Raw genomic sequence first — 24,160 nt, forward strand, 5'->3', positions numbered from 1 at the left:
GCGGCACCCGCGGATCACGCAGACCGGCCAGGTTGATTCAGACAATGACGAAGCGCGGCGTTCCGCGCAGACGCGAAAGCGGTCGCGAAAATGAACGGGGTGGAATCGTGCAACCGCCGGGCGAATGCCGGCGGCAAGAAAGCGGCGCCGGGGTGCCGCGACCGGCTGCCGTCAGAATCCGTCGCCCGACGGCGCGCGCACGAACGCGCAGAGTTGCGGGGAATGGGTGTCGATCATCTGCTGGAACGGCGCACGGTGCCCGTACGCGATGCCCGACACGAGCAGCAGGCAGACGGCCGCGACGCGCGGCGAGAAGGCACGCTGCCGCGCGCTGTCGTAGCCGCGCAGGAACACCAGCGCGACCAGCGCGCCGAGCATCCAGCCGACGATCACTTCCGGCACGGTGTGCGAATGATCGAACACGCGCGCGACGGCCGTGAGCGCGCCGACGGCCAGCCCGGCCGCGATGCCGGGCGCCTTGCCCGGCCGGAACGCCTGCCACAGCATGGACAGCGCGACGGTCCACACGGACGTCGACAGCATCGTATGGCCGCTGATCACGCGGAAATCGAATTGCGGCAGCTCGATGCCGCACCCGGCATAGAGGATCTTGGTGGCGCCGACGAGGCCCATGCCGGCGGCGAGCAGCACGCCCCAGCGGACGGCGAGGCGCCAATCGGTCAGCGCGAGCCATGCCGCGCAGGTCAGCGCGATCGGCAAGGTCAGCGCGGCATCGCCGATGTTGCTGATTTCACTCCACATAACGGACTTCGGACGACGATCGAAAGGCCGCAGTTTACCGCATGCGCGCCGCGCGACTGTGTCAGCCTGTGTCAGGCTGTATCAGCCCGCGACACCGGTAATCAGCAGCAGGTTCGTGCCGGTGATGACGGCGAACAGCGCCCATGCGGCAATCTGCATCCCGCGCCCGATCGTGTGCTCGCCCATCATGTTGCGATCGCTGACCGAGCGGATCAGCGGCCACATCGCGAACGGCAGCTGCAGGCTCAGCAGCACCTGGCTCCACACGAGCAGCTGCCCCACCGAGCTGTCGCCAAGCCACAGCACGCCGATCAGCGCCGGCACGAGCGCGAGCCCACGCGTGATCAGCCGGCGCTGGTAGCACGGGATCTTCGTATGCAGGAAGCCGTCCATGATCACCTGGCCGGCGATCGTGCCGGTCAGCGTCGAGCTCTGCCCCGACGCGAGCAGCGCGATGCCGAACAGCAGTGCCGCCGCGCCGCCGGCGATCGGCGTAATCAGGTTGTAGGCCTGCTCGATGTCGGTCACGTTGTGCTGGCCCGTCGCATGGAAGGCCGCGCCCGCGACGACCAGGATCGCCGCGTTGACGAGCATCGCGACGAACAGCGACACGCAGGTATCGATGCGCACCAGCGCGAGCGTGTCGCGGATCATCCCGCGCGCGCCGCCGACCACGTGCCGCGTCTGCACGACCGACGAATGCAGGTACAGGTTGTGCGGCATGATCGTCGCGCCGACGATGCCGAGCGCGAGCACGATCGCGTCCTTGCGGTCGTGGCCCGGATCGCCCGGCACCAGCCCGCCGACCACCGCGTGCCAGTCGGGCGGCGTGATCGCGACCTGCGCGACGAAGCAGAACGCCATCGTCGCGATCAGCGCGAGCACGATCGCCTCGATCTGCCGGAACCCCTTGCCCTGCAGGCCGAGCACGATGACCGTGTCGAGCGCGGTCAGCACGATCCCCCACGCGAGCGGCACGCCGAGCAGCAGCTTGAACGCGAGCGCGCAGCCGAGGACTTCCGCGATGTCGCACGCGATGATCGACACTTCGGCGGTCACCCACTGCACGATGCGGCCGAACCGGCCATAGCGGTCGTAGCTGGCCTGCGCGAGATCCCTGCCGGCGACGAGGCCGAGCCGCGCCGCGAGCATCTGCAGGAAGATCGCCGCGAGGCTCGAGAACGCGACGACCCACAGCAGCGAATAGCCGAACTGCGAGCCGGCCTGGATGTCGGTCGCCCAGTTGCCGGGATCCATGTAGCCGATCGCGACCAGCAGGCCGGGGCCGAAGAAGCGCTTGAGCTTCTGCCAGCGCGGCGCGCCGGCATCGATCGTGATGCTGCCCTTGACTTCCGACGGGCAGAAAGGGGCGGTGGCGGTGGTGGGGAGGAAGGACATGGAAACCGGGGCTCGAGATCGGGACAGGACGATTCTACGGGTATCCGCCCGATTTTCTCCCGCGCGGCCCGTCACGCAGCGCGATGCCCCTCGGTGCCGTCGCCGGCCCCCTCGCCTGCATCGGCCGGCCTCGCGCCACGGGTGAGGATCCTTTCGCGCTCGGAGACGCGGAATTCGGTCGGCGACATCAGCATGCGCTGGCGAAACAGCTTCGCGAGCCGCTCGCCGCTGCCGAACCCGGTGCGGCGCGCGACCTTGTCGGCCGGCAGCGTCGTGTGGACCAGCATGTGGCAGGCGCGCTCGAGCCGCACGTGCTGGACGAACTCGGTCGGCGTCACGCCGATTTCCTTCTTGAAGCGCCGCAGGAAGTTGCGCTCGCTCATCGCGGCGGCCTGGGCGGCGTTCGCGATCGAGATGCGGTTCACGCTCTGCGCACGCAGCCGCTGCGCCGACATCCGGATCGACGGGCTCGCGCTCAGCTCGCGAAAGGCCCACATCGACTGCGCATAGCGCTGCTCGACCGGCCGCAGCAGGTTGCTGGCGATCTCCTGCGCGGCAATGTCGCCGAGCTCGACGCGGAACATGTCGAGCACGGCGGCAAACACGTCGGTTTCGCCGGCCTGCAGCTCGACCGTCGTGGCGACCCGTCGCCCGCCCCGGCCGGGCCGCCCGTCGAGCGCCGCCGACGGACGCTGCATGGCCGCGAGCGTGGGCAGATCCATCCCGTCGACGATCCAGCGTGCATGACGGCGAATGTCGGCGAGGCGACGCTGCAATGCGTCGTCCCAGTTGACCACCGCGCGGTCACCGTGAAGATGAAAGAACGCGAGCGCGCGGCGGCCATGCTCGTCACCGAGCGGATCGGCCGCGATGCTCACGCCGGAGGACGACTGCACCAGTCCCCCGCTTTCGGATACGTACTTCAACTGGTAGTCAGCACTGTAAGCGTGCAGGCGATTCGCCAGGTTGAAAGCCTCGCCAAGACGCGCGGCCTGGGCCAACGAAAATCCCGTACTCAAATAGATAACGACCCATCTCTGATCTGCTGCATTCACTGGCCAAGCCCCCGACTTGTTCGACTTCTTCTAATACCGTCGAACTGTCAGGCTTATATTTGGTTTGAATGCGTGCGACAGGACGGCTATCCCGAAATATGAAGCGACGGCATCTTAGCCGAACGGGTCGCGCCTTTGGCGCGAAATGGCCGACGTGGACAGCATGATGGCGGATTACTACAGGCTGTCGCGGTTTGCTGGCGGCCCAGTGTGGAATTGCCCGGGCCGATATTGCCCATTATTACGATTGTGTATGTCGCAATCCGCGCATTTCATTGCGAATTATTGCGTCGGATATCCGGATAAATGCACAACCGAATATCGGCTCAAATGATATCGATTCGTATCCCGTGCCTGCGAACGTCACGCAGGAAAGCCCGCCGTATCCGTTGCCTGCGCATCCCTTAGAATCGGTCCACCCTTCACCACGCCACCCGCGCCCCGTGCCCGCCGATCACCGTCTCGACCTGAACCTGTTTCGCGTGCTCGACGCCGTCTACGTGCATGGCGGCATCGGCGCGGCCGCCCGCGCGCTGCACCTCACGCAGCCGGCCGTCACGCATGCGCTCAACCGGCTGCGCGCGCATTTCGACGATCCGCTGTTCGTGCGGCAGGGCAACCGCGTCGTCGCAACCGAACGCACGCGCACGATCATCGCGGACGTGCAGTTGCACCTGAAGGGCCTGCAAGGCACCGCGCGCGCACCGTCGGCATTCGATCCCGCGACGCTCGACCTGAGCATCGCGGTCGGCATTCGCGACGTGCTGGAATCGATCGCGCTGCCGCGGATCGTCGCCGCGTTCGCCGACGAAGCGCCGGGCCTGCGGCTCGTGAGCCGCCGCATCGCGGTGGCCGACATCGAGCGCGAACTCGCATCGGGCAATCTCGATCTCGCCGTCGATCGCCGCGTGCCGACCGGCCCGCGCATCGCCACCGACCACCTGCTCGACGATTCGCTCGTCGTCGCGCTGCGCTACGATCATCCGCTTGCGCACGAACCGCTGCGGCGCGGCGACTATTTCGCGGCGCAGCATGTCTCGGTGTCGTCGCTCGGCGAGCCGCAATCGCTCGACGTGCTGCTCGGCAACGACGGCCGTTTCCGCGATATCCGGCTCACCTGCCAGCACTATTTCGCCGCCTGCCAGATCGCCGCGACCGGCAGCCTGCTGGTCACGCTGCCGCACACCTATGCGTTGCGGATGGCCGCGCTGCTGCCGATCGTCGTGCGGCCGCTGCCGTTGCGGCTCAAGCCGTTCCCGCTCCTCGCGTACTGGCACGAATCGCGCGACGCCGATCGCGCGCACCAGTGGGTGCGCGAACGTATCGCCGCACTCGTGCGCAGCAGCGCCGGCGCCACCGACGCCTAGCCGCGCGGCGCACGCCGTCCCGATCGGGGCGGTATGCTGACGGCTGCGCGTCACCCTCTTCCGTTTTCTCACTTTCCGCTGACCGGAGACTTGCCATGTCGCTCATCCATGCCGCCGCCGTCCTCGACGCCGATGCGCCCGACTACGTCGTCCAGCTGCAGGCCGGCACGCACGCGTTGACCGGCGACGAAGCGCCCCGCGAAGGCGGCCAGGATCGCGGGCCGGCGCCGTACGAGTTCGTGCTGGCCGGGCTCGCGCAATGCACGGCCGCGACGCTGCGCATGTACATGCAGCGCAAGACGTGGCCGGCCGCGCGCATCGACGTGCGCACCGAGCTGCATGCCGATCGCGACGGCACGCAGTACGTGCGCCGCGTCGTGACGCTCGACGGCCCGCTCGATGAAGCGCAACGCCAGCGCCTCGCCGAAATCTGCGAGAAAACGCCGGTCACGCAGTTCATCAAGCGCGGCACGCGGATCGACACGACGTTGAACTGACACGCCACGCACGAAAGCACACGGCACACGATCGCCGCGCAACAAGAAACGGGGGGCCGCGCACGATGCGCGGCCCCCCGTTTCGTCGAACCCGTCAGGCGCTTACAGCCCGAGCGCGGACAGGTCGAGCTTGCCGTCCTTCAACGGCGGGCACCAGAAATACGCGCCCGTCAGCGGCCGCGTGAAGCGGAACAGGCCGTCGACGATCCCGTCCTCCGCGCCGCTCATCCGGCGCATCTGCACGTCGAACGCGCGGAACGAGCAGCCGAACGCGACGAAGTAGAGGCCCGCGCGACGCGCGTCCGACCACGGCGACGAGCGGCGCAGCATGAACGCCTCGGGTTCGAAGCTTTCCTGCGCGGTGCGCTTCACGTGCGCGAACTCGGGTGCGTCGTCGAGTTCTTCGTTGTCCGAGCGGCGGCGCCCGACGATGTTGTCCATGTCGCCCGACGGAATGCGCTCCATCTGGTCGAAGTCGTGCAGCCATTGCTGGACCGCGACGAAGCTCGCCCCGTCGAGCCCCGCGCCCTGCCCCGTCACGATCGCCGCGGCCACCGCGTCGTCGCCTTCCGGGTTCTCCGTGCCGTCCTCGTAGCCGGACAGGTCGCGATCGTTCGAATAGCGGAAACCGTCGACCGCATCCTGCAACGCAAACGCCGGCGCCAGCGCGCGTTCGATCGCCCGCGCGCGCAGCACGAGCTCGCCGCGGTCGTCGCCACGCAGCCAGACCCACACGTCGGCCGGCGTCGCCGGCAGCGTGCGGTCCTTCACCGCGAACGCCGGGAATTCGGTCAGCCCCGGCACCGGGTGCCCGAGGTGCGCCGCCAGCGCATGCCCGACCCCGACCACCGTGTCGCGTCCGTCGACGATCTCGCGCAGCGCGGCCAGCGCCGCGGCCACATTGCCGTCATTCGACATCGTGAAAGTGAGGTATCGGGCCGCCGAATCGATCGGGGTCAGGATGCCTTGCTGAACGTCGCTCATCGTTTCCTCAGGAATGTATCGTGGTGAATCTGCGAGGGCCGCGGCGGCGTGCGCCGCAGACGCCGAAGCGCAATCGACGCGCGTGCCGGCCCTTGCGCTGCCGCACTGGGGAAAGGCCGCAAAAGAAGGGCCGAAACCCTGAATACTAACGTATCGACGCTGCAACGCCGCATTCGTCAGACGTTGCGGCGCGCCCTTCACTGCTGATAGAATCTTTTCACGTCTTTTCGGCGTCCTTTCAACCGTTCACTTCAGGGGAGGTGCAGATGTTCCGAATGCCAGCCACCTTCCCGAACGTGGTCCCACGGCGCAGCTGATCCAGCCCGCCGTCCGCGCCGGCTCCCGAGTTTTTCGCTAACCCGTCAGCCGCGCCGTTTCCCGACAGCCCGTTTCGTTTTCCGCCCGCGATGTTCGCGCGGCCCGGCTGTTGCGTTTTCGATGTTCTCCGAACCGGAAAGTCCCGTCGCGCGATGCGCCGGGCAACGATAAATGACCAGAAAAACCTCCCATCTGGGCGGCCAGGCATTCCAGGCCGTCTTCGGCTTTACCTTCCGCTACTGGCGCAAGCAGCCGGCGCGCACCGCGACGGTCGCGAGCCTTGCGCTGCTCGCCGCGCTCGCCGACGTGCTCACGCCGCTGTTCGCGGGCCGCCTCGTCGACGCGCTGTCGACCGGCCTGACCGACCGCGCCGCCGCGTGGCATGCGGCCCTCGTCGCGTTCGGCACGCTCGCGGCGCTCGGGCTCGGCGCGACGGTGCTGCGGCAAGGCGTCTACCTGAACATCATCACGCTCACGCTGAAGATGATGAGCGAGATCGCGGCCGCGTCGTTCCATCGCGTGCAGCGCTTCTCGACCGACTGGCACGCGAACAGCTTCGCGGGCTCGACCGTGCGCAAGATCACGCGCGGCATTTGGGCGCTCGACCTGCTGAACGACACCGTGCTGATCGCGCTGCTGCCGTCGGTCACGATGCTGGTCGGCGCCACCGTGCTGCTCGGCACGCATTGGCCCGTGATGGGGCTCGTCGTCGGCGCGGGTTCGCTGCTGTACATCACGGTGACGGTGGCCGTGTCGCTCGGCATCGTCGCGCCCGCCGCGCGGCTCGGCAACCTGTGGGACACGCGCATGGGCGGCGCGCTCGCCGATGCCGTGAGCTGCAACGCGGTCGTCAAGGCGTTCGGCGCGGAAACGCGCGAGGAAGCGCGGCTCGCACGCGTGATCGGCAAGTGGCGGCAGCGCACGCGCCGCACCTGGGTGCGCGGCACGTTGAACGGCGGGTTGCAGGGCGCGATGCTCGTCGCGATGCAGGCCGCGATGATCGGCGTCGCGCTGCGGCTGTGGGCGAACGACGAGGCGAGCGTCGGCGACATCGCGTTCGCGCTGACGATGTTCTTCATGCTGCAGGGCTACCTGCGCGACGTCGGCATGCACATCCGCAACCTGCAGCGCTCGGTGAACGACATGGAGGAACTCGTCGCGCTCGAACGCCAGCCGCTCGGCATCGACGATCGTCCCGGCGCGCCGGCGATCCGGATCGGGCAAGGCGAGATCCGCTTCGAGCACGTGACGTTCCGCTACGACAACCATCCGGTGCCGCTGTACAACGATTTCTCGATGCGGATCGCGCCGGGCGAGCGCGTGGGCCTCGTCGGCCACTCGGGGTCGGGCAAGACGTCGTTCATCAAGCTGATCCAGCGCCTGTACGACGTGTCGGGCGGCCGCATCACGATCGACGGCCAGGACATCGCGCAGGTCAGGCAGGATTCGCTGCGCAGCCAGATCGCGATCGTCCAGCAGGAGCCCGTGCTGTTTCACCGCACGCTCGCGGAGAACATCGCGTATGCGCGCCCCGACGCGAGCCGGGCCGACATCGAGCGCGCCGCGCGGCTCGCCAGCGCGCACGACTTCATCGCCACGCTGCCGGACGGCTATGACACGCTCGTCGGCGAGCGCGGGATCAAGCTGTCGGGCGGCGAACGCCAGCGGGTCGCGATCGCGCGCGCGTTTCTCGCCGATGCGCCGATCCTGATCCTCGACGAAGCCACGTCGAGCCTCGACAGCGAAAGCGAGCTGCTGATCCAGCAGGCGATGGAGCGGCTGATGGTCGGCCGCACGACGCTCGTGGTCGCGCACCGGCTGTCGACCGTGCGCGCGCTCGACCGGCTGCTGGTGCTCGATCGCGGCAAGGTGATCGAGGAAGGCAGCCACGACGCGCTGATCCGGATCGACGGTGGCATCTATCGCCGGCTGTTCGAGCGGCAGGCGCTGGAGCTGGCGAAGGGGCTCGCCGATTCGCCGCGGCGCACGGCGGACGACGATGCCGGGCCGCTCGGCGAGCCGGCCGAGGTGTGACGCAAGCGCGTCGATAAACGGATCCGGATCGAGGCCGTGCCAGGTGCACGGCCTTTTTTACGTCCGCGCATCAGGCCTGCCGCCCCGGCGCCGCGCGCCGAGGAGTGCCCTTTTCCGGTATCCCGTATCATGTCGACCAGGAAATTTGCGACTAGGGATCGACCATGTTTACAGGAATTGTCCAAGGCGTTGCCACCGTCAAGCGCATCGCCGATCACGGGGAACTGAGAACCTTCAGCATCGAATTCCCGGAGCGCTTTACCGACGATATCGAGATCGGCGCCAGCGTGTCGGTCGACGGCGTCTGCCTGACGGTGACGACCATCCATTCGCCGGAGCTGATCGACTTCGACGTGATGCTGCCGAGCCTGCGAATCACGACGCTGGCCGATCTCACGACGGGCGCGCACATCAACGTGGAGCGGGCCGCGAAGGACGGCGCGGAGATCGGCGGGCATCCGCTGTCCGGCCACGTGGATTTCACCGGGACCATCCGGCACATCGCGGTGTCCGAACACAACCGGATGGTGCGCATCGGCGTGCCGGAGGCGTTCAAGCGGTATGTGTTCGCGAAGGGCTATATCGCGATCAACGGCTGCAGCCTGACGGTGTCCGACGTCAACCGCGACGAAGGCTGGTTCGATGTCTGGCTGATTCCCGAAACGCGCCGCGCAACGACCTTCGATGCGAAGGGCGTCAACGACACGGTCAACATCGAGATCGAGCGCAGCACGCAGGTGGTCGTCGATACGATCCGGGAAGCGGTCAAGGAGACGCTCGGCGAACTGAACGGCGTCGTCACCGCGTTGCTGGCGGAAAAAGGCATCGATATCGAGGAACTGCTCGCGCGGAACGTCGCGAAGCTGCCGAAGCAGTAACGGATGCCGGGAAGCTAGGTGATCCGCTGGATCACCGAGTACCGGCTGCCGTCGGAAAACACCTCGATCCACGGCTCCGATTCCTCGAACGTCCAGAGGACGAGATCGAGGTCGACCAGTTCGTCGTCGTCGGGCCAAGGCATGTTCCACCCGCCCGCGACGGCGACCACCCCGCCCGTGTACAGCGGGCATTGCGCCATCCACTCACGCTCGTAGTCGTGCGCCGCGATGCCCTTGAAGTTGCTGTTGAATCCCCATTCGCGTTGCCAGCCGTGTGCGCCGAGATAGGTGTCGATCGCGGCAGAGCCAAAGCGGAACACCGCTTCGATCGGCGGGAGCGATATCGCGTCGGAGCGGCACAGCGAGCGTTCGGACCGAACGGGTTGCGCGGCGGTTTCCACGCGGCCTGATGCGCCGTCCGCGTCGAGATACACGTTCAGCCATGTGCCGTCGCGCTCGACGGAAACGCACAACGCGCCCGCCTCGACGCCATGCCAGTAGCCGGTGACGGGTTCGCCGTCTTCCGCGAAGCGGTATTGACGGGACGGTCTGGCGAGGCGCCGCGCTTCGATCAGAAGGTCTTCCAGCGTCATTGGGTGCTCCCTGGTGGGTTTTCGGAATTCGGTCAATGGCATCGGTGCACGATTGACGGAAATGAGCAGAGGTCATGCTTTCTCCCGCTCACTCAACCTCCACCTGCGCGCCCTTCCCTACCGCCACCCGCTGCGCGCGATAGATTCCCGCGTGCCCCGAGAACAGATACGAGACGACACACGCGACAATCGCATACACGCCGATATCCGCGCCAAACAGCTCGATCGCCATGATCGTCGACGCGATCGGCGTGTTAGCCGCACCGGCGAACACCGCGACGAAGCCGAGCCCCGCGAGCACGGGCACCGGCAGCGCCAGCACCTGGCCGAGCGCGTTGCCGAGCGTCGCGCCGATGTAGAACAGCGGCGTCACTTCGCCGCCCTTGAACCCCGACGCCAGCGTGACGACGGTGAACGCGAACTTGCCCGCGAAATCGTAGAGCGGCAGCGGCCCATGGAACGCGGCCTCGATCGTCGAGATGCCGAGACCGAGATACTGCGGCACGTTCAGCGCGGTGGCGGCCGTGGCGACCAGCAGGCCGCCGAGCACTGGCTGCAGCGGCGCATAGCGGACGGCTCGCCTGAACCACGCGGTCAACGCATGCGTCGCAAACGCGAACAACCGCCCGACCACGCCGAACGCGATGCCCGCGACGACCGTCACCGCCAGCCCCGTCGCCGACACGGCCGGCACGAACGGAATCGCATAGGCCGTGTGATGCACGCCCCACGCGCGACAGACGACGTCCGCGACGATCGCGGAGGCCACGCAGGTCAGCAGCGCGTCGTACCGCACGCGCCCGATCGCGAGCACCTCGAGCCCGAACACGGCGCCCGCGAGCGGCGTGCCGAACACCGAGGCGAAACCGGCCGCGATGCCGCCCATCAGCAGCACGCGGCGATGTTCGCGATCGAGACGGAACACCTGCGTGACGCGATCGGCGAGTGCGCCGCCCATCTGCACGGCGGTGCCCTCGCGGCCGGCCGAGCCGCCGAACAGGTGCGTGACGACGGTCGCGACGAGCACGAGCGGCGCCATCCGCTTCGGCACCAGCGCCTTCGGGTCGTGAATCTCGTCGATCAGCAGGTTGTTGCCGCGCGCGACGGACTGGCCGAAGCGATGGTAGATCCAGCCGGTTGCGAAACCGGCGGCCGGCAGCCCCCACAGCAGCCACGGATGCGCGACGCGCGTGCCGGTCGCCCAGTCGAGCGCGATCAGGAACAGGGCGGAAGCCGTACCGGCCAGCGTGCCGAGCAGGGCCGAGAGCGCGAGCCAGCGGCACACATAGCGCACGGTCGCGAGAAGATCGGCAGAAGTCGTGAAGAACATGATTTCCAGATTCGACGGAACATCAAAACCTGGGCGGCAGAAACCCGCATGGACGGCCTGCGACCTCCTGACGACCCAGGAACACGCAGGCATCATCAGCCGGGCGAACCGGCGGTTGAGGGCCGCACCGTGCGCAACAACGCGCCGAATACGACCGCAGGGAGGCATGCCATCTCCGCTGGCCGCCATTGTACGCGACGCCTCGCGCCGCCCGCAACGTGGCCACGGCACGGCACCGCGCGCACCCCTCGGCGCCGTCAGTCGCGCAGCGGACGCGCGATGCGCGAGATCAGTTGGGGCGCGATCCGCTCGAGCGGCAGGATCGCCGACGCCGCGCCGATCGCCGCGGCCGCCTTCGGCATCCCGTAGACGGCGCTGGTCGCCTCGTCCTGCGCGATCGTGTAGCAGCCCTTCGCACGCATCGCCTTCAGGCCGAGCGCGCCGTCGCGCCCCATGCCCGTCAGCAGCACGCCGAACGCCTCGCCCTGCCAGCCGTCGGCGACGCTGTTGAAGAACACGTCGATCGACGGCCGGTACGGCGTCTCGACCGGATGCCGCGTATAGCCGAGCACGCCGCGCGGCGACAGGGTCAGGTGATCGTTGGTCGCCGCGAGCAGCACCTCGCCGGCCTGCGGCACGCTGCCCTGCCGCGCGACGCGCACCGGCAGTCGCGTATAGCCGTCGAGCCACTCGGCCATCCCGAGCGCGAATGCCTGGTCGACGTGCTGGACGATCACGATCGCCGCCGGAAAATCACCCGGCAGCGCCCGCAGCAGCGCGGTCAGCGCGGTCGGGCCGCCCGCCGACGCGCCGATCGCGACGAGCGTCGGCTGCCCGCGCTCGGGCGCCGGCCCCGGCGGCACGAGCGCCGCGGTGCGGCTTTCGAGCAGCCGGCCGATCTGGTCGATCTTCGCGAGCAGCGCCTGCGGCGACGCGTCCGTCGACAGCCCGAGCGCGAGCGTCTGCGTGTCGACCGCATCGAGCGCACCGGCACCCATCGCCTCGTACACCGACGACGTGTTCGCGCTGACGCTCGCCGTCACGATCAGGATCGCGCACGGCGCACGCGCCATGATCCGGCGCGTCGCGGCGACGCCGTCGACCTTCGGCATCACGAGATCCATCAGCACCACGTCGGGCGGATGCGCAACGCAGAAATCGACCGCCTCGTCGCCGTCGGTCGCGACCCACAGCACGCGGTGGTCCGCGCGCAGCGCGATCACGCGGCGCAGCGCCTCCACGGCCAGCGGCAGGTCGTTGACGATGCCGATGTTCATCGGCGCGCATCCCCGATCAGGTCGTGCACGGCATCGAGCAGCGCTTCGTCGTGGAAGCTGCTCTTCGCGAGGTAGTAGTCGGCGCCGGCGTCGAGCCCGCGGCGGCGATCCTCGTCGCGATCCTTGTACGACACGATCATCACCGGCACGCGCTTGAGCATCGGATCGCCCTTGATCAGCGTGACGAGCTCGATGCCGTCCATGCGCGGCATGTCGACGTCCGTGACGACGAGATCGAACCCGTCGCTGCGCACCGCGTTCCAGCCTTCCATCCCGTCGACCGCGACCGTCACGTCGTAGCCGCGCTTTTCGAGCAGCTTGCGTTCGAGCTCGCGCACCGTCAGCGAATCGTCGACGACGAGCACACGGCGGCGCCGGTCGGCGAGCGCGAGTTGCGGATCACGCGTGAGCCGCGCGAGCTGCCCGCCGCGCACGAGCTTGTCGACCGAGCGGATCAGGTCCTCGACGTCGACGATCAGCACCGGGTCGCCGTTCTCGAGCAGCGCGCCGGCCGCGATGTTCTGGATCTTGTGCAGGCGGCTGTCGAGCGGCTGCACGACGAGCATCCGCTCGCCGAGGAAGCGGTCGACCGCGACGCCGTACAACTCGGGCTCCGCGCCGACGACCACGACCGCCGTGCTCGTGCGCGCGACGTCGGGCTCGCCCGCGTCCAGCAACTGGTGCGCGGCGACGAGGCCCGCGCGCCGGCCGTCGAACGGGAAATGCGGCTGCCCTTCGAGCACATCGATATCGTCGTGCGCGAGTTCGAGCGTGCGGCGCACGTGCGCGAGCGGAAACGCATACGGCTCGCCGCCCACTTCGACGAGCAGGCTGCGGATCACCGACAGCGTGAGCGGCAACTGCAGCACGAAACGCATGCCCGCGCCCGGTTCGTTGAAGATCCGCACCGCGCCGCGCACGCCGCGCACCATCTCCTGCACCGCGTCGAGCCCGACGCCGCGGCCCGACACGTCGGTCACCGCATCGCGCATCGAGAAGCCCGGCAGCAGCAGGAATTCGAGCAGTTCCGGATCGGACAGGCGCGCGGCCGTCTCGTCGTCGGTCAGGCGCTGGCGCACGACGGCCGCGCGCAGCGCGTCCATGTCGACACCGGGCCCGTCGTCGATCACGCTGACCAGCAGCGAGCCGGCGCTGTGGCGCGCCTCCAGCGTCACGCTCGCCTCGGCCGGCTTGCCGCGCGCACGCCGTGCGTCCGGCGAATCGACACCGTGGTCGATCGCGTTGCGCAGCAGGTGGCCGAGCGGCGCGTCGAGCAGATCGAGGATGTCGCGGTCGACCTGCGTGCCCTCGCCGACGATCGAGAAACGCACCTGCTTGCCGAGCGAGCGCGCGAGATCGCGGACGATGCGCGGGTACGCGCGCGTCGCATCGCCGAACGGCCGCATCCGGCACTGCAGCGCTTCGTCGTACAGTTGCTCGGCAATATGCGTGCTGCGCCGCTCGAAGCGGTCGAATTCGTCCATGCGCTCGGCGAGCGAACGCTGCAGGTCGTTGAGCATGTGCCGCACTTCGTTCATCGACGCGAGCATGCCCGCGTCGAGATCGTCGGCGAATTGTTCGTACATCAAATCGAGCGACCGGGCCGCGTCGCGCTGGGCGCGCTTCACGCGCAGCATCGATTCGGCGAACGGCTTGAGCCAGCGCGATTCGACCAGCGATTCGCCGGACAGGCTCAGCAGCCGGTTCAGCGTATCCGCACGCACGCGGCGCATCGCGCCGGCGCCGGCCACGCGGCCGGCCTGGGCCGGATCGGGCACGCCGCCCGATACCGCAAGCGGGGGCACCGCGGCGCTGGCCCCGACGGGTTCGTTCGCGGCGCCGTCGTGCTCCCGAAACGGGACGATCGACGGCGGCACCGGCGGCGGCGGGGCCGCGGCCGCCGCCTGCATCGTCTGCGCGCCGTCGGCGCCGGTCAGCGCCGCCGCGAACACGTCGATCTCCGTCTGCGTGACGGGCTGCCCCTGCGGATCGCCGACGCGCACCAGCAGATCGACGCCCGCCAGCAGCACGTCGACGTGCGTGGCCGTCAGCGCGATCGTGCCGGCCTGCGCGGCGACGAAGCACTCTTCCATCCGCCCCGCGATATCGACGCCGAGCGGCACGCCGACGATGCGCGCGGCGCCCTTCAGCGAATGCGCGGCGCGCATGCATGCCTCGAGCGCGACGGAATCGGGTTCGCCCGATTCGAGTGCGAGCAGCCGCTCGGACAGCGCCTGGGTCTGCGTGCGCGTCTCCTCGCGATACAGCTCGAGCAGCGACAGGTGGCTCAGGTCGTCATCGCCGCTCATCGCATGCTCCGTGTGACTGCGTCGAACAGGCGATCGTCGTCGAGCAAGCCCACCGACTTGCCGCGCCACGACAACACGCCGCGCGACAGGCCGGCGCTCGCGCGCCCGACCGTTGCCGGCACGGGCACCCAGTCGGCGGCGCCGAAGCGCAGCACGCCCTCGACTTCGTCGACCGGAAACACGACCGGCTCGCCCTGGTGCGCCGCCACCAGCAGCCGCGTGAAGCGGCCGTCGTCACCGCCGTTGCCGCCCTTGCCGGCATCGAGGCCGAGCAGCGCGCCGATCGAGATCGCGATGCGCAGCGTGCCGCGGATGTTGACCACGCCGCGCACGGCCGAATGGCGGCGATGCGGCAGCGAATGAATCGGGCGCGTGCCGGCGATCTCGCGCAGCACGCCGATCGGCAGCGCGAGCCATTCGTCGGCCACGCGGAACGCCAGCGCCGCGTGGTGCGTATCGGCATCGGCGTCGTGCATGTGCGGCGCGCCGGGTGCGCTCATCCGGCGCGTGGTGTCGGCCATCTCGGCACTGTCGAGCGGGCGCTCGAGCAGCTTCGCCGCGTGATACGCGTACACCGGGCAGTTCAGGCAGCGCAGGCAGTCGTTCAGCCGCTCGCACGAGCGGTCGCCGCGCGTGCCGATCCGGTTCCAGCAATCGTCGACGTCGATCGTCGTCTCGTCAATGGCAGCGGCGGCGCGGTTCATGGATTCCTCTGGTCATCGCGGTGTCGGTCCCCAACCCATCTCTTGTCAGCCGGCCGAGCGCCGTGCGCGCTCGAGCAGCCATTGCGCGCCCGCACGATCGCCGCCGACGTCGAGCAGCGTCGCGAGATGGGTCAGCGCTTCGTGGTGCGTGGGCCGCAGGTACAGCGCCTTCCGGTAGAAGTCGCCGGCTTCCGCGGCGCGACCGCGCGCGTCCGCGATCAGCCCGTTCAGGTAGAACGCATCGGCATGCGGCCCGACGCGCGCCGAGAATTGCGCGAGCACGCGCTCGGCCTCGTCGAACGCGCCGGCATTCGCCAGCGCCTGCGCATCTTCCAGCGTCGGCGCGGCGCGCTCCGCAACCGGGGCGAGCGACGCGGCCGGTTCGGCCGCCGTCACCGGCTGGTCGCCCCGTGCGTCGAACGCGGCCGCGTGCATGGCGGGCGGCGGCGCCGCGAACGGCTGACGCGTGTCGCCGAGCCACGCCGGCGGCGCGACCGCCAGCACCGAGCGCGTCGCCGCGAGCGGCGCGACCGTGAAACGCTCCGCGCGCCGATACGGCGCGGCCGCCGCCAGCGGCGCCGCCGGCCGGGCCGCGAATACATCGCCCGCCGCCGCGGCGGGCTCGCGATGAAACGCGAACGCCAGCGGCACGCGCGCCGAGCGCATCCCGTGCCGCATCGCGACGCCCGTTTCCGCCGGCCCGACGAACAGCATGCCGTCGTCGGCCAGACGCGCGTCGAGCGAGCGGATCACGCGATCCTGCGCGTCGCGATCGAAGTAGATCAGCACGTTGCGGCAGAACACGAAATCGTAGCGAATGCCGGTATCCACGGCCGGTTCGACGAGGTTCGACTGACTGAACTGCACGCACGCGCGCACGCGCTCGTCGAGCAGCCAGCCGTCGCGGGTCGGCGTGAAGTGCCGCGCGCGAAACTCCGTCGCGGTGCCGCGGAACGCATTGCGCCCGTAGCAGCCGAGCCGCGCCTGCTCGATCGCGCGCGTGCTGAGGTCGATCGCGTCGATCGTGAAGCTGGCCGGGTCGAGCCCCGCGTCGAGCAGCGCCATCGCCGCCGAATACGGCTCCTCGCCCGTCGAGCACGGCGCGCTCAGCACGCGGATCACCCGGCCGGGCAGCGCGGCGAGCCGCTCCGTCGCGAGCCGCGCGAGCGTCGCGAAGGCCTCCCGGTCGCGGAAGAACCAGGTTTCGGGCACGACGAACAGCTCGATCAGCGCACGCCGCTCGTCGGCCGATGCGTTGAGCTGCTGCCAGTAGGCGTCGAGCGCGTCCTGCGTGACGGGCGGCCGCGCCGCCGACGGCAGGCGCTCGCCGTCCGCCTGCAGCGCGTGCACGCGTTCCGTCAGCGCGCGGATCAGGAAATCGTTGCCGAGCGAATCGGGGTCGATGCCGGTCTCGCGCAGCAGCCAGCCGCGAAATCGCGATTCGGACTCTTTCATGCGGACTCTCCCCCGTGGCCCGGCAGGCCATCGAACAGATACAGGCGCGCGACGTCGTCGACCAGGTCGGATACCGATACCTGCTGCACGACACCATCGGGCGTATTCGCGACGGGCCCGAGCCAGCGCGTGCGTGCGGTCGAGATGCCGCTCGAGCGGAACGCCGCGCGGTCGATCCGCGTCGTCTGCGTCGCACGCTCGACGATCAGCCCGATCGTGCGCTCGCCGCCCGCTTCGTCCGCACGGTAGCGGACCATCACGAGCCGCGTCGAGCGCAGCGCATGGGCGCGGCGCCCGAGCGCCAGCATCGGCACGTCGATCACCGGCACCGGCTGGCCGCCGCGCATCAGCAGCCCGGCGATCCATTCGGGTGCGCCGGGCACGGCCTTCGTGACCGCGAGCGGCAGCACCTCGTCGATGCCGGCTGCGTCGAGCGCATAGCGCCCGCCATCGAGCTCGAACATCAGGAACAGCGCGTGGGCGCCGTTCTGCGGGTCGGCGCGCGTCACGCGTCGACCTTGAAGCGCGACACGCTGGTGCGCAACTGGTTCGCGACGAGCGTCAGGTCGTCGATCGCCTGCGACGACTGGCGCAGCGACTCGGCCGTCTGCTGCGCGGCCTCCGACAGCTGCGACAGCGCCTGCGTGATCTGCTCGGCGCCGTTCGCCTGCGTCTGCATCCCTTCGTTGACCATCTGGAAGCGCGGCGCGAGCGTCTGCACCTCGGCGATGATCTGCGACAGCTGCCCGCCGACCTGCTGCACGTCGAGCATCCCGCGGCGCACTTCCTCGGAGAACTTGTCCATCCCCATCACGCCCGCCGACACCGCCGACTGGATTTCCTTGACCGTCTGCTCGATGTCGTAGGTCGCCACCGCCGTCTGGTCGGCGAGGCGGCGGATCTCGGTCGCGACGACCGCGAAGCCACGGCCGTATTCGCCGGCCTTCTCGGCCTCGATCGCCGCGTTCAGCGACAGCAGGTTGGTCTGGTCGGCCACCTTGGTGATCGTCGCGACCACCTGGTTGATGTTCAGCGCCTTCTCGTTGAGGATCGCGAGCTTCGCATTCACCGAACCGGCCGCGTCCATCACGCTGCGCATCGTCTCGCCCATCCGCGTGAGCCCGCTCTGGCTCACGCCCGCGAGCGTCGCCGACTGCTCGGCCACGCCGGCCACCTCGTTCATCGTGCGCAGCAGGTCGCGCGACGTCGCGAAGATCTCGCGCGAGGTCGCGCCGATCTCGGTCGTCGTGGCCGCGGTTTCGTTCGCGGTCGCCTGCTGCTCGCGCGACGTCGCCGCGATCTCGGCCACCGACGTCGTCACCTGCAGCGACGATTGCTGCGCGCGGGCGACGAGCTCGGTCAGCTCGTCGGCCATCCGGTTGAAGCCCGTCTCGAGCGTGCCGAATTCGTCGCGGCGGCGCAGGTCGAGGCGGCGCGTCAGGTTGCCGGTGCGCATCACGTCGTGCACCTCGACGAGCCGCGCCATCGGGACGGTCACCGACCGGTACAGCAGGTAGCCGAGCCCGAGCGCGGACAGCAGCATGATCGTCAGCGCGCCGACGAGCACGACTTCCGTGTCCTGCACGGATTCGCGGATCAGCTTCGCGGACTGCTCGGCGAACTTGCGGTTTTCCTGCACCAGCACGTTCGCGTTGCGCACGACCTCGGTCCACGCGGGCAGCACTCTCGCGTACGCGGCGACGGCCTCCTCGCGCGACACGCGGCTCTTCTGCACGGCGTCGTTCAGCAGCGGCACGTAGTGGTCGAACGCACCGCGGAACGCCGCGAAGCGCTGCCGGTCGTCGTCGCGAAACGTCGTGCTCTGATAGTCGACCGACAACGCCTCGACTTCCTTCAGCGCATCGGCGATCTTCGCGAGATCGCGATGCACGCTGTCGGGATCGGTTTCGACGAACGTCGCCTGCTGCAGCAGCATGAACGATTCGTTGACCGAACCGCGCAGCGACGACGCAAGGTAGACGCCCGGCAGCGAGTCGCGCTCGATGCTGACGGCTTCGCTGTTGATCGCGCGCAGTCGCTCGTAGGACACGCCGGCTGTCACCAGCATCAGCACGAACAGCACGCCGAAGCTGAGCAGGATGCGATTGCCGAGCGTCAGCCGGGCAGCGCCGATCGTCGGATGCAGGCTTTCATTGGTCGCGCGGGGCGTCACGGTGGCCATGTTCGTTATGGGCTTTATAAAATCTGCGTTGAAAAATCCACGCCCGCCGGCGCGCCGGACGGCGCGCCACGAGCGCATCAGGGTCTCTCGGGCAGCGCGGCGCCGGCAGGCCGCGCCGCGACATCACCGCTCCGCTTGCGCCGGCAGCCGAAGCGCGACCATGAAGCCGCGCGCCGTATTGCGCATCAGGATCTGGCCGCGATGCCGCGCCGCCGTCGCGCGGACGAACGCGAGCCCGAGGCCGAAGCCGCCGCGCGCCGCGCCATGCGCGGATTCGAGCTGCACGAACGACTCGGTCGCGGCCGTGCGCTGCGCCGGCGCGATTCCCGCGCCGGTGTCCTCGACACCGATCAGCCAGGCGCCGTCCTCGCTGCCCAGCGTGCAGTGCACGTCCGTGCCGGCCGGGCCGTACTTCAGCCCGTTGTCGATCAGGTTCGCGACCGCGCGCGTCAGCATCATGCGGTCGCCCATCGTCACGCATTCGGTATCGGGCACGTGCGCGGCGACCCGGCTGCCGAGCCCGGCCGCCTTCTCCCACAGCTGGTCGACGGCGTCGAGCACGATCTCGTTGAGACTCACGACCTCGTGCGCGCGGCGCTCGGACTGCGCGCGGGTCAGGTGGATGAAGCCGTCGGCCAGCGCGAGCGCGCGCCGCGCATGGCCGGCAATGCGCTCCATGATCGCCGGCATCTCGCCGTGCTCGGTCCGGTAGACGTCGAGCAGCGCGAGGATCGACGTCTGCGGCGAACGCATGTCGTGCGACAGGAAATCGAGCGCCTCGTCGCGCTGCCGGGACATCAGGTAAGAATTCGAGTGATAGCGGATGCGGGCAGCCAGCTCCATCGCGTCGGGGAGCTTCACCAGATAGTCGTTCGCGCCGGCGATGAACGCCTCGCGCTTGACGATCGGCTCCTCCTTCGCGGACAGCACGATGATCGGCACGCGAGCGGTGCCGGCGTCCGCGCGCCACGCGCGGACCAGATCGAGGCCGTCGATCTCCGGCATCACGAGATCCTGCAGGATGACCGTCGGCTTCACGTCGCGCGCGACCGCCATCGCCCGGTGCGCGTCGGTGCACACGTGCAGGTCGATGTCATGTTCGCTGCGCAGCGCGCGGCGGATCACCTCGCCGACGAACGGTTGATCGTCGACGAGAAGGACCGATAACCCCGATTCAAGACAATCCGAGGCATTATCACCGCTCGATTCTTTCATAAATACAGTTTCAAACGCCGATTCTCCAATCGATTCTTTCATAGGAGTTGTTTATCAGACTTGGACGCTATCTTATTTCAGCGGTTGAAAACCCCGCCTGATTCCGCCGAATTGGCCTGTCGGCACCGCCTTGCAGGGTTTCGGACGCCGATTTCTCCCCGTTGGCGGCCGTATTACCTCCGCATCCTTTCTCTCAATAAACATAACCGGCTGATTCTAAATGAAATTAGAACACAGCATCTATCTCAATCCGGTTTAGTTTTGCCAAATATGCACAAAGAGACGGAAACAGTTAAATCGGATCATTTCCGGATTCGAAAGACGATAACGTTTGCGAGACCCGCGCGATAAGGCTTGCATGCGCTGCAAGGCTGGCTTGCCGTCGCATTTGAGGGCCGGATGAATATCCCCCCATCGGCGGGCACGCGAAAGAAAAAAAGCGCGCCGGGCAACGATCGGCCGGGCGCGCTTCGGGCCGGCTGACGCCGGCCGCTCGATGGCGATGTGACGGAGGTGTGCGGCCTTACCCGCGCGCGTGCTGCGCGGACACTTCCTGCAGGTCGAGGTCGCGTTCGAGCGCGTGCAGCATCTCGTCGTGGATGCGCCCCGAACGGTGCAGGCGCAACAGTTCCGCGCGCCCGGCCCGGATCGCGGCCAGCACGACGTCGTAGTGCGCGGCACGCACTTCAGCCGGATACGTCGGCTCGTTCTTCGCCCTTTCCGTCAATTCCGCACGATACGTGTACTGCTCGAGCAGGCGCGGATGGATCACGACCCCGTTCTCGTCGCGCACGAGCGGCTGGATCGCCGCGAGCTGCGCCGCCTCGACGTACGCCCACGTCTGCGGCTCGGTCAGGTGGTGCGACGCGCGTTCTTCGCGCTGCGGCAGGCGCAGCAGCCGGATCAGCGGCCCGATCGTCGTGCCCTGCAGCAGCACGGTGACGAGGATCACTGCGAACGACGCGACCAGGATCACGTCGCGGCCGGGCATCGCCTCGGGCAGCGACAGCGCGATCGCCAGCGTGACGACGCCGCGCATCCCGGCCCAGCTCATGATCGTCGCGGCCTTCCAGTCGGGCGCTTCGCCGCGCCGCGCGATCCCGCGCACCGGCCACTTCAGCGCCTCGACCGCGTAGATCCACACGAAGCGCGACACGATCACCGCCGCCAGCACCGCGAGCATCGGCGGCACCATCGTGGCGAGCACCTGCTCGAAACCGCCGAGCCGGTGGATCGCGCCGCGCAGCGACAGCCCGATCAGCACGAACACCATCGCTTCGAGCAGGAACACGATGACCTGCCAGAACGCGGTGCCGCGCGTGCGCACCGCCGCCGAGAACACCTCGTGCTGATGCCAGCCGACGATCATGCCGGCCGTGACGGTGGCGATCACGCCGGACACTTCGACCATTTCCCCGGCGATATACGCGATCCAGCCGGCGATCACCGCGACGGTGATCACGAGATAGTCGTCGTCGAGCAGCTTCAGGAACCACACGACGAGCTTGCCGACCACGAAGCCGACCACCACGCCGCCGAGCCCGAGTTCCGCGAAACCCACGACCGCGTGGCCGAGGCTGAAGGTGCCCGACAGCGCCGCGACGACCGCGAAGCGGAACAGCACGAGGCCGGCCGCATCGTTCAGCAGGCTTTCGCCTTCGAGCAGCACCATCAGCCGGCGCGGCAGCGCGACGCGCTCGAGCACGGCCTTCGCCGCCACGGCGTCGGGCGGCGACACGATCGCGCCGAGCGCGAAGCACGCGGCCCACGGCAGCGACGGCGCCACCCAGTGCACGGCGAAGCCGACCGCGAACGTCGTGAACACGACCGCGCCGATCGCGAGCAGCAGGATGCCGCCGACGTTGCGCTTGAACTCCTCCCACACCGAGAAGTACGCGCCGTCCATCAGCAGCGGCGGCAGGAACACCAGCAACACCAGTTCCGGATCGAGATTGATCGGCGGCAGGCCGGGAATGAACGCGATGCCGATGCCGCCGATCAGCAGCGCGGCCGCGGGCGGCAACCGCAGCCGCTTGGCGATGCATTCGAGCGCGACGATCGCGAGAAATGACAACAAAACCAGCTTGAATGCCGAGACGGGGGACATGAATCGACCTCGTGAAGAATGAATTCGCGCGTTCCGGTGTCGTACCCCGGTCGGCAGTTTCGCGCGATTACATCACGAGGCGAGGTACGCAGTCGAGCGCGTTCGAGCCGGCCGCCGTGCGAGTCAGTCACGGTGCGGGCCCGGCGCCTGCCCAAGGTGTGCGGCGCCATGAAAAACGGCACGCGGGCCGGCCCGATCGCCCGCCCGCGTGCCGTCGCGGCACCGCGCCGCCTGCCCGCGCGTTACCGGCGCCGCACGACCATCAGCCGCGGCTCGGTCATGTCCTCGATCGCGTAGCGGATCCCTTCGCGGCCGAGGCCCGAATCCTTCACGCCGCCGTACGGCATGTTGTCGACGCGGAACGACGGCACGTCGTTGATCACGACGCCGCCGACCTCCAGCTCGTCCCACGCGCGCTGCGCATGCGCGAGCGAATCGGTGAACACGCCGGCCTGCAGCCCGAAGTCGCTGTCGTTCACGCGCGCGAGCGCGTCGTCGAAGCGGTCGAACTTCTCGAGGATCGCGACGGGGCCGAATGCCTCCTTCCGGTACAGGTCCTGTTCGCGCCCGACGTTTTCCAGCAGCGTCGCCTCGAACATCGCGCCATCGACCTTGCCGCCCGCGACGATCTTCGCGCCGGCCGCGACGGCCGCGTCCATCCAGCCCGACAGCCGGCGCGATTCGGATTCGGAGATCATCGGGCCGACGAACGTCGACGGATCCTTCGGGTCGCCCATCTTCAGCGAACGCGTCTTCGCGATCAGTTTCTCGCGCAGCGCATCGTACAGGTCGGCATGCATGAGGATCCGCTGCACGCCGATGCAGCTCTGGCCCGACTGGTAATACGCGCCGAACGCAAGGCGCTCGACCACGTAGTCGAGCTGGTCGCGCTGATCCGCATCGACGATCGCGGCCGCGTTGCCGCCGAGTTCCAGCACGACTTTCTTCTTGCCGGCCTTCTCCTTCAACGCCCAGCCGACGGCCGGCGAACCCGTGAACGACAGCAGCTTGAACCGCTCGTCGGTCGTGAACAGGTCGGCACCGTCGCGATGCGCGGGCAGCACCGAGAATGCGCCCTTCGGCAAGTCGGTTTCCGCGAGCACTTCGCCGATGATCAGCGCGCCGATCGGCGTGCGGCTCGCCGGCTTGAGCACGAACGGACAGCCGGCCGCGAGCGCGGGCGCGACCTTGTGCGCGGCGAGATTCAGCGGGAAGTTGAACGGTGAGATGAACGAGCACGGGCCGATCGGCACGCGCTTCGTGTAGCCCGTATAGCCCTGCGCACGCGCGGAGATCTCGAGGTTGATGATCTCGCCGTCGATCCGCACCGATTCCTCGGACGCCACGCGGAACGTGTCGATCAGGCGCGTCACTTCGCCCTTCGAATCGTTGATCGGCTTGCCGGCCTCGATGCACAGCGCCTCGGCCAGCTCGTCGAAGCGCTCGCGAAAGCGCGCGACACAATGGTCGAGCACGGCCTGCCGCTTGTAGGCCGGCAACTCGCGCATCGGCTTCGCGGCATCGACCGCCGCGCCGATCGCCGCGTCGATGGCCTTCGCATCGGCCAGCGCGACGCGTGTCGCGACCTTGCCGCTGAACTTGTCCGTCACCTCCAGATCGGTGTTCGCGTAGACGGCTTCGTTGGCGAGGTAGTACGGATAGGTTTCCTTCAACATGGAACGACTCCTTCCTGTG

Annotated in this window: 19 protein-coding genes and 1 riboswitch; of the genes, 4 read left to right on the forward strand and 15 right to left on the reverse strand. The window is 68.6% G+C overall.

Annotation, left to right across the window (positions count from 1 at the left end; genetic code table 11):
• Positions 1-171: 171 nt before the first annotated feature.
• From CFB45_RS26290 to CFB45_RS26300, 3 genes are all read right to left on the reverse strand, one after another.
• Entirely contained in the window at positions 172-762 is a 591-nt protein-coding gene (locus tag CFB45_RS26290; protein WP_089428059.1) for a phosphatase PAP2 family protein, read from the reverse strand.
• 81 nt (positions 763-843) lie between these two features.
• Positions 844-2,160: an Nramp family divalent metal transporter gene (locus CFB45_RS26295; protein ID WP_089428060.1), complete on the reverse strand. Its 1,317-nt coding sequence runs from the start codon at positions 2,158-2,160 to the stop codon at positions 844-846.
• A gap of 71 nt (positions 2,161-2,231) precedes the next feature.
• On the reverse strand, positions 2,232-3,161 hold the full coding sequence (locus tag CFB45_RS26300; protein WP_089428061.1) for a helix-turn-helix domain-containing protein: 930 nt from the start codon (positions 3,159-3,161) through the stop codon (positions 2,232-2,234).
• A gap of 497 nt (positions 3,162-3,658) precedes the next feature.
• Between CFB45_RS26300 and CFB45_RS26305 the strand changes: the two genes are divergently transcribed.
• Together CFB45_RS26305 and CFB45_RS26310 are read left to right on the forward strand one after the other, a co-directional pair.
• A complete protein-coding gene (locus tag CFB45_RS26305; protein WP_089428062.1) occupies positions 3,659-4,582 on the forward strand; it encodes a LysR family transcriptional regulator in 924 nt (307 codons plus the stop codon).
• Between the two features lie 95 nt (positions 4,583-4,677).
• Positions 4,678-5,079, forward strand: a complete 402-nt coding sequence (locus CFB45_RS26310; RefSeq protein ID WP_089428063.1) for an OsmC family protein — start codon at positions 4,678-4,680, stop codon at positions 5,077-5,079.
• Positions 5,080-5,181: 102 nt separating this feature from the next.
• On the opposite strand, the gene CFB45_RS26315 is transcribed toward CFB45_RS26310, so the two are convergent.
• Entirely contained in the window at positions 5,182-6,063 is an 882-nt protein-coding gene (locus tag CFB45_RS26315; RefSeq protein ID WP_089428064.1) for a Dyp-type peroxidase, read from the reverse strand.
• 489 nt (positions 6,064-6,552) lie between these two features.
• Here CFB45_RS26315 and CFB45_RS26325 point away from each other — a divergent pair, with 489 nt between their 5' ends.
• Both CFB45_RS26325 and CFB45_RS26330 read left to right on the forward strand, forming a co-directional pair.
• Complete coding sequence (locus CFB45_RS26325; RefSeq protein ID WP_089428065.1) at positions 6,553-8,415, forward strand: ABC transporter ATP-binding protein; 1,863 nt, start codon at positions 6,553-6,555, stop codon at positions 8,413-8,415.
• 164 nt (positions 8,416-8,579) lie between these two features.
• Positions 8,580-9,293 (forward strand): riboflavin synthase subunit alpha, encoded by a 714-nt coding sequence (locus CFB45_RS26330; protein WP_089428066.1) that lies wholly within the window; start codon positions 8,580-8,582, stop codon positions 9,291-9,293.
• Positions 9,294-9,307: 14 nt separating this feature from the next.
• Here CFB45_RS26330 and CFB45_RS26335 read toward each other — a convergent pair whose 3' ends face one another.
• From CFB45_RS26335 to CFB45_RS26390, 11 genes are all read right to left on the reverse strand, one after another.
• Positions 9,308-9,886 (reverse strand): hypothetical protein, encoded by a 579-nt coding sequence (locus tag CFB45_RS26335; protein WP_089428067.1) that lies wholly within the window; start codon positions 9,884-9,886, stop codon positions 9,308-9,310.
• Positions 9,887-9,974: 88 nt separating this feature from the next.
• Positions 9,975-11,216, reverse strand: coding sequence for a voltage-gated chloride channel family protein (locus tag CFB45_RS26340; protein WP_089428068.1), 1,242 nt, complete (start codon positions 11,214-11,216; stop codon positions 9,975-9,977).
• 79 nt (positions 11,217-11,295) lie between these two features.
• A riboswitch (Fluoride riboswitch) is annotated at positions 11,296-11,402 on the reverse strand.
• Between the two features lie 71 nt (positions 11,403-11,473).
• Positions 11,474-12,493 carry a chemotaxis response regulator protein-glutamate methylesterase gene (locus CFB45_RS26345; protein ID WP_089428069.1) on the reverse strand — a complete coding sequence of 340 codons (1,020 nt, stop codon included), beginning with the start codon at positions 12,491-12,493 and terminating at the stop codon, positions 11,474-11,476.
• The gene (locus CFB45_RS26350; protein ID WP_089428070.1) at positions 12,490-14,802 is read right to left on the reverse strand and encodes a hybrid sensor histidine kinase/response regulator; all 2,313 of its coding nucleotides are present in this window, start codon (positions 14,800-14,802) and stop codon (positions 12,490-12,492) included. Before CFB45_RS26350 ends, CFB45_RS26345 begins: the two co-directional genes overlap by 4 nt.
• A complete protein-coding gene (locus CFB45_RS26355; protein ID WP_089428071.1) occupies positions 14,799-15,506 on the reverse strand; it encodes a chemotaxis protein CheW in 708 nt (235 codons plus the stop codon). Before CFB45_RS26355 ends, CFB45_RS26350 begins: the two co-directional genes overlap by 4 nt.
• Positions 15,507-15,551: 45 nt before the next feature.
• Complete coding sequence (locus tag CFB45_RS26360) at positions 15,552-16,961, reverse strand: CheR family methyltransferase (RefSeq protein WP_089428072.1); 1,410 nt, start codon at positions 16,959-16,961, stop codon at positions 15,552-15,554.
• Positions 16,958-17,470, reverse strand: coding sequence for a chemotaxis protein CheW (locus tag CFB45_RS26365; RefSeq protein ID WP_089428073.1), 513 nt, complete (start codon positions 17,468-17,470; stop codon positions 16,958-16,960). Before CFB45_RS26365 ends, CFB45_RS26360 begins: the two co-directional genes overlap by 4 nt.
• Positions 17,467-19,143, reverse strand: a complete 1,677-nt coding sequence (locus tag CFB45_RS26370; RefSeq protein ID WP_089428074.1) for a methyl-accepting chemotaxis protein — start codon at positions 19,141-19,143, stop codon at positions 17,467-17,469. The genes CFB45_RS26365 and CFB45_RS26370 overlap by 4 nt, the downstream gene beginning before the upstream one ends.
• Before the next feature lie 123 nt (positions 19,144-19,266).
• Positions 19,267-20,400: a hybrid sensor histidine kinase/response regulator gene (locus CFB45_RS26380; RefSeq protein WP_089428075.1), complete on the reverse strand. Its 1,134-nt coding sequence runs from the start codon at positions 20,398-20,400 to the stop codon at positions 19,267-19,269.
• Between the two features lie 481 nt (positions 20,401-20,881).
• Entirely contained in the window at positions 20,882-22,465 is a 1,584-nt protein-coding gene (locus tag CFB45_RS26385; RefSeq protein WP_089428076.1) for a Na+/H+ antiporter, read from the reverse strand.
• A gap of 242 nt (positions 22,466-22,707) precedes the next feature.
• Positions 22,708-24,141 carry an aldehyde dehydrogenase family protein gene (locus tag CFB45_RS26390; protein ID WP_089428077.1) on the reverse strand — a complete coding sequence of 478 codons (1,434 nt, stop codon included), beginning with the start codon at positions 24,139-24,141 and terminating at the stop codon, positions 22,708-22,710.
• Positions 24,142-24,160 lie beyond the last annotated feature (19 nt).

Source organism: Burkholderia sp. HI2500 (assembly GCF_002223055.1).
GTDB lineage: Bacteria > Pseudomonadota > Gammaproteobacteria > Burkholderiales > Burkholderiaceae > Burkholderia.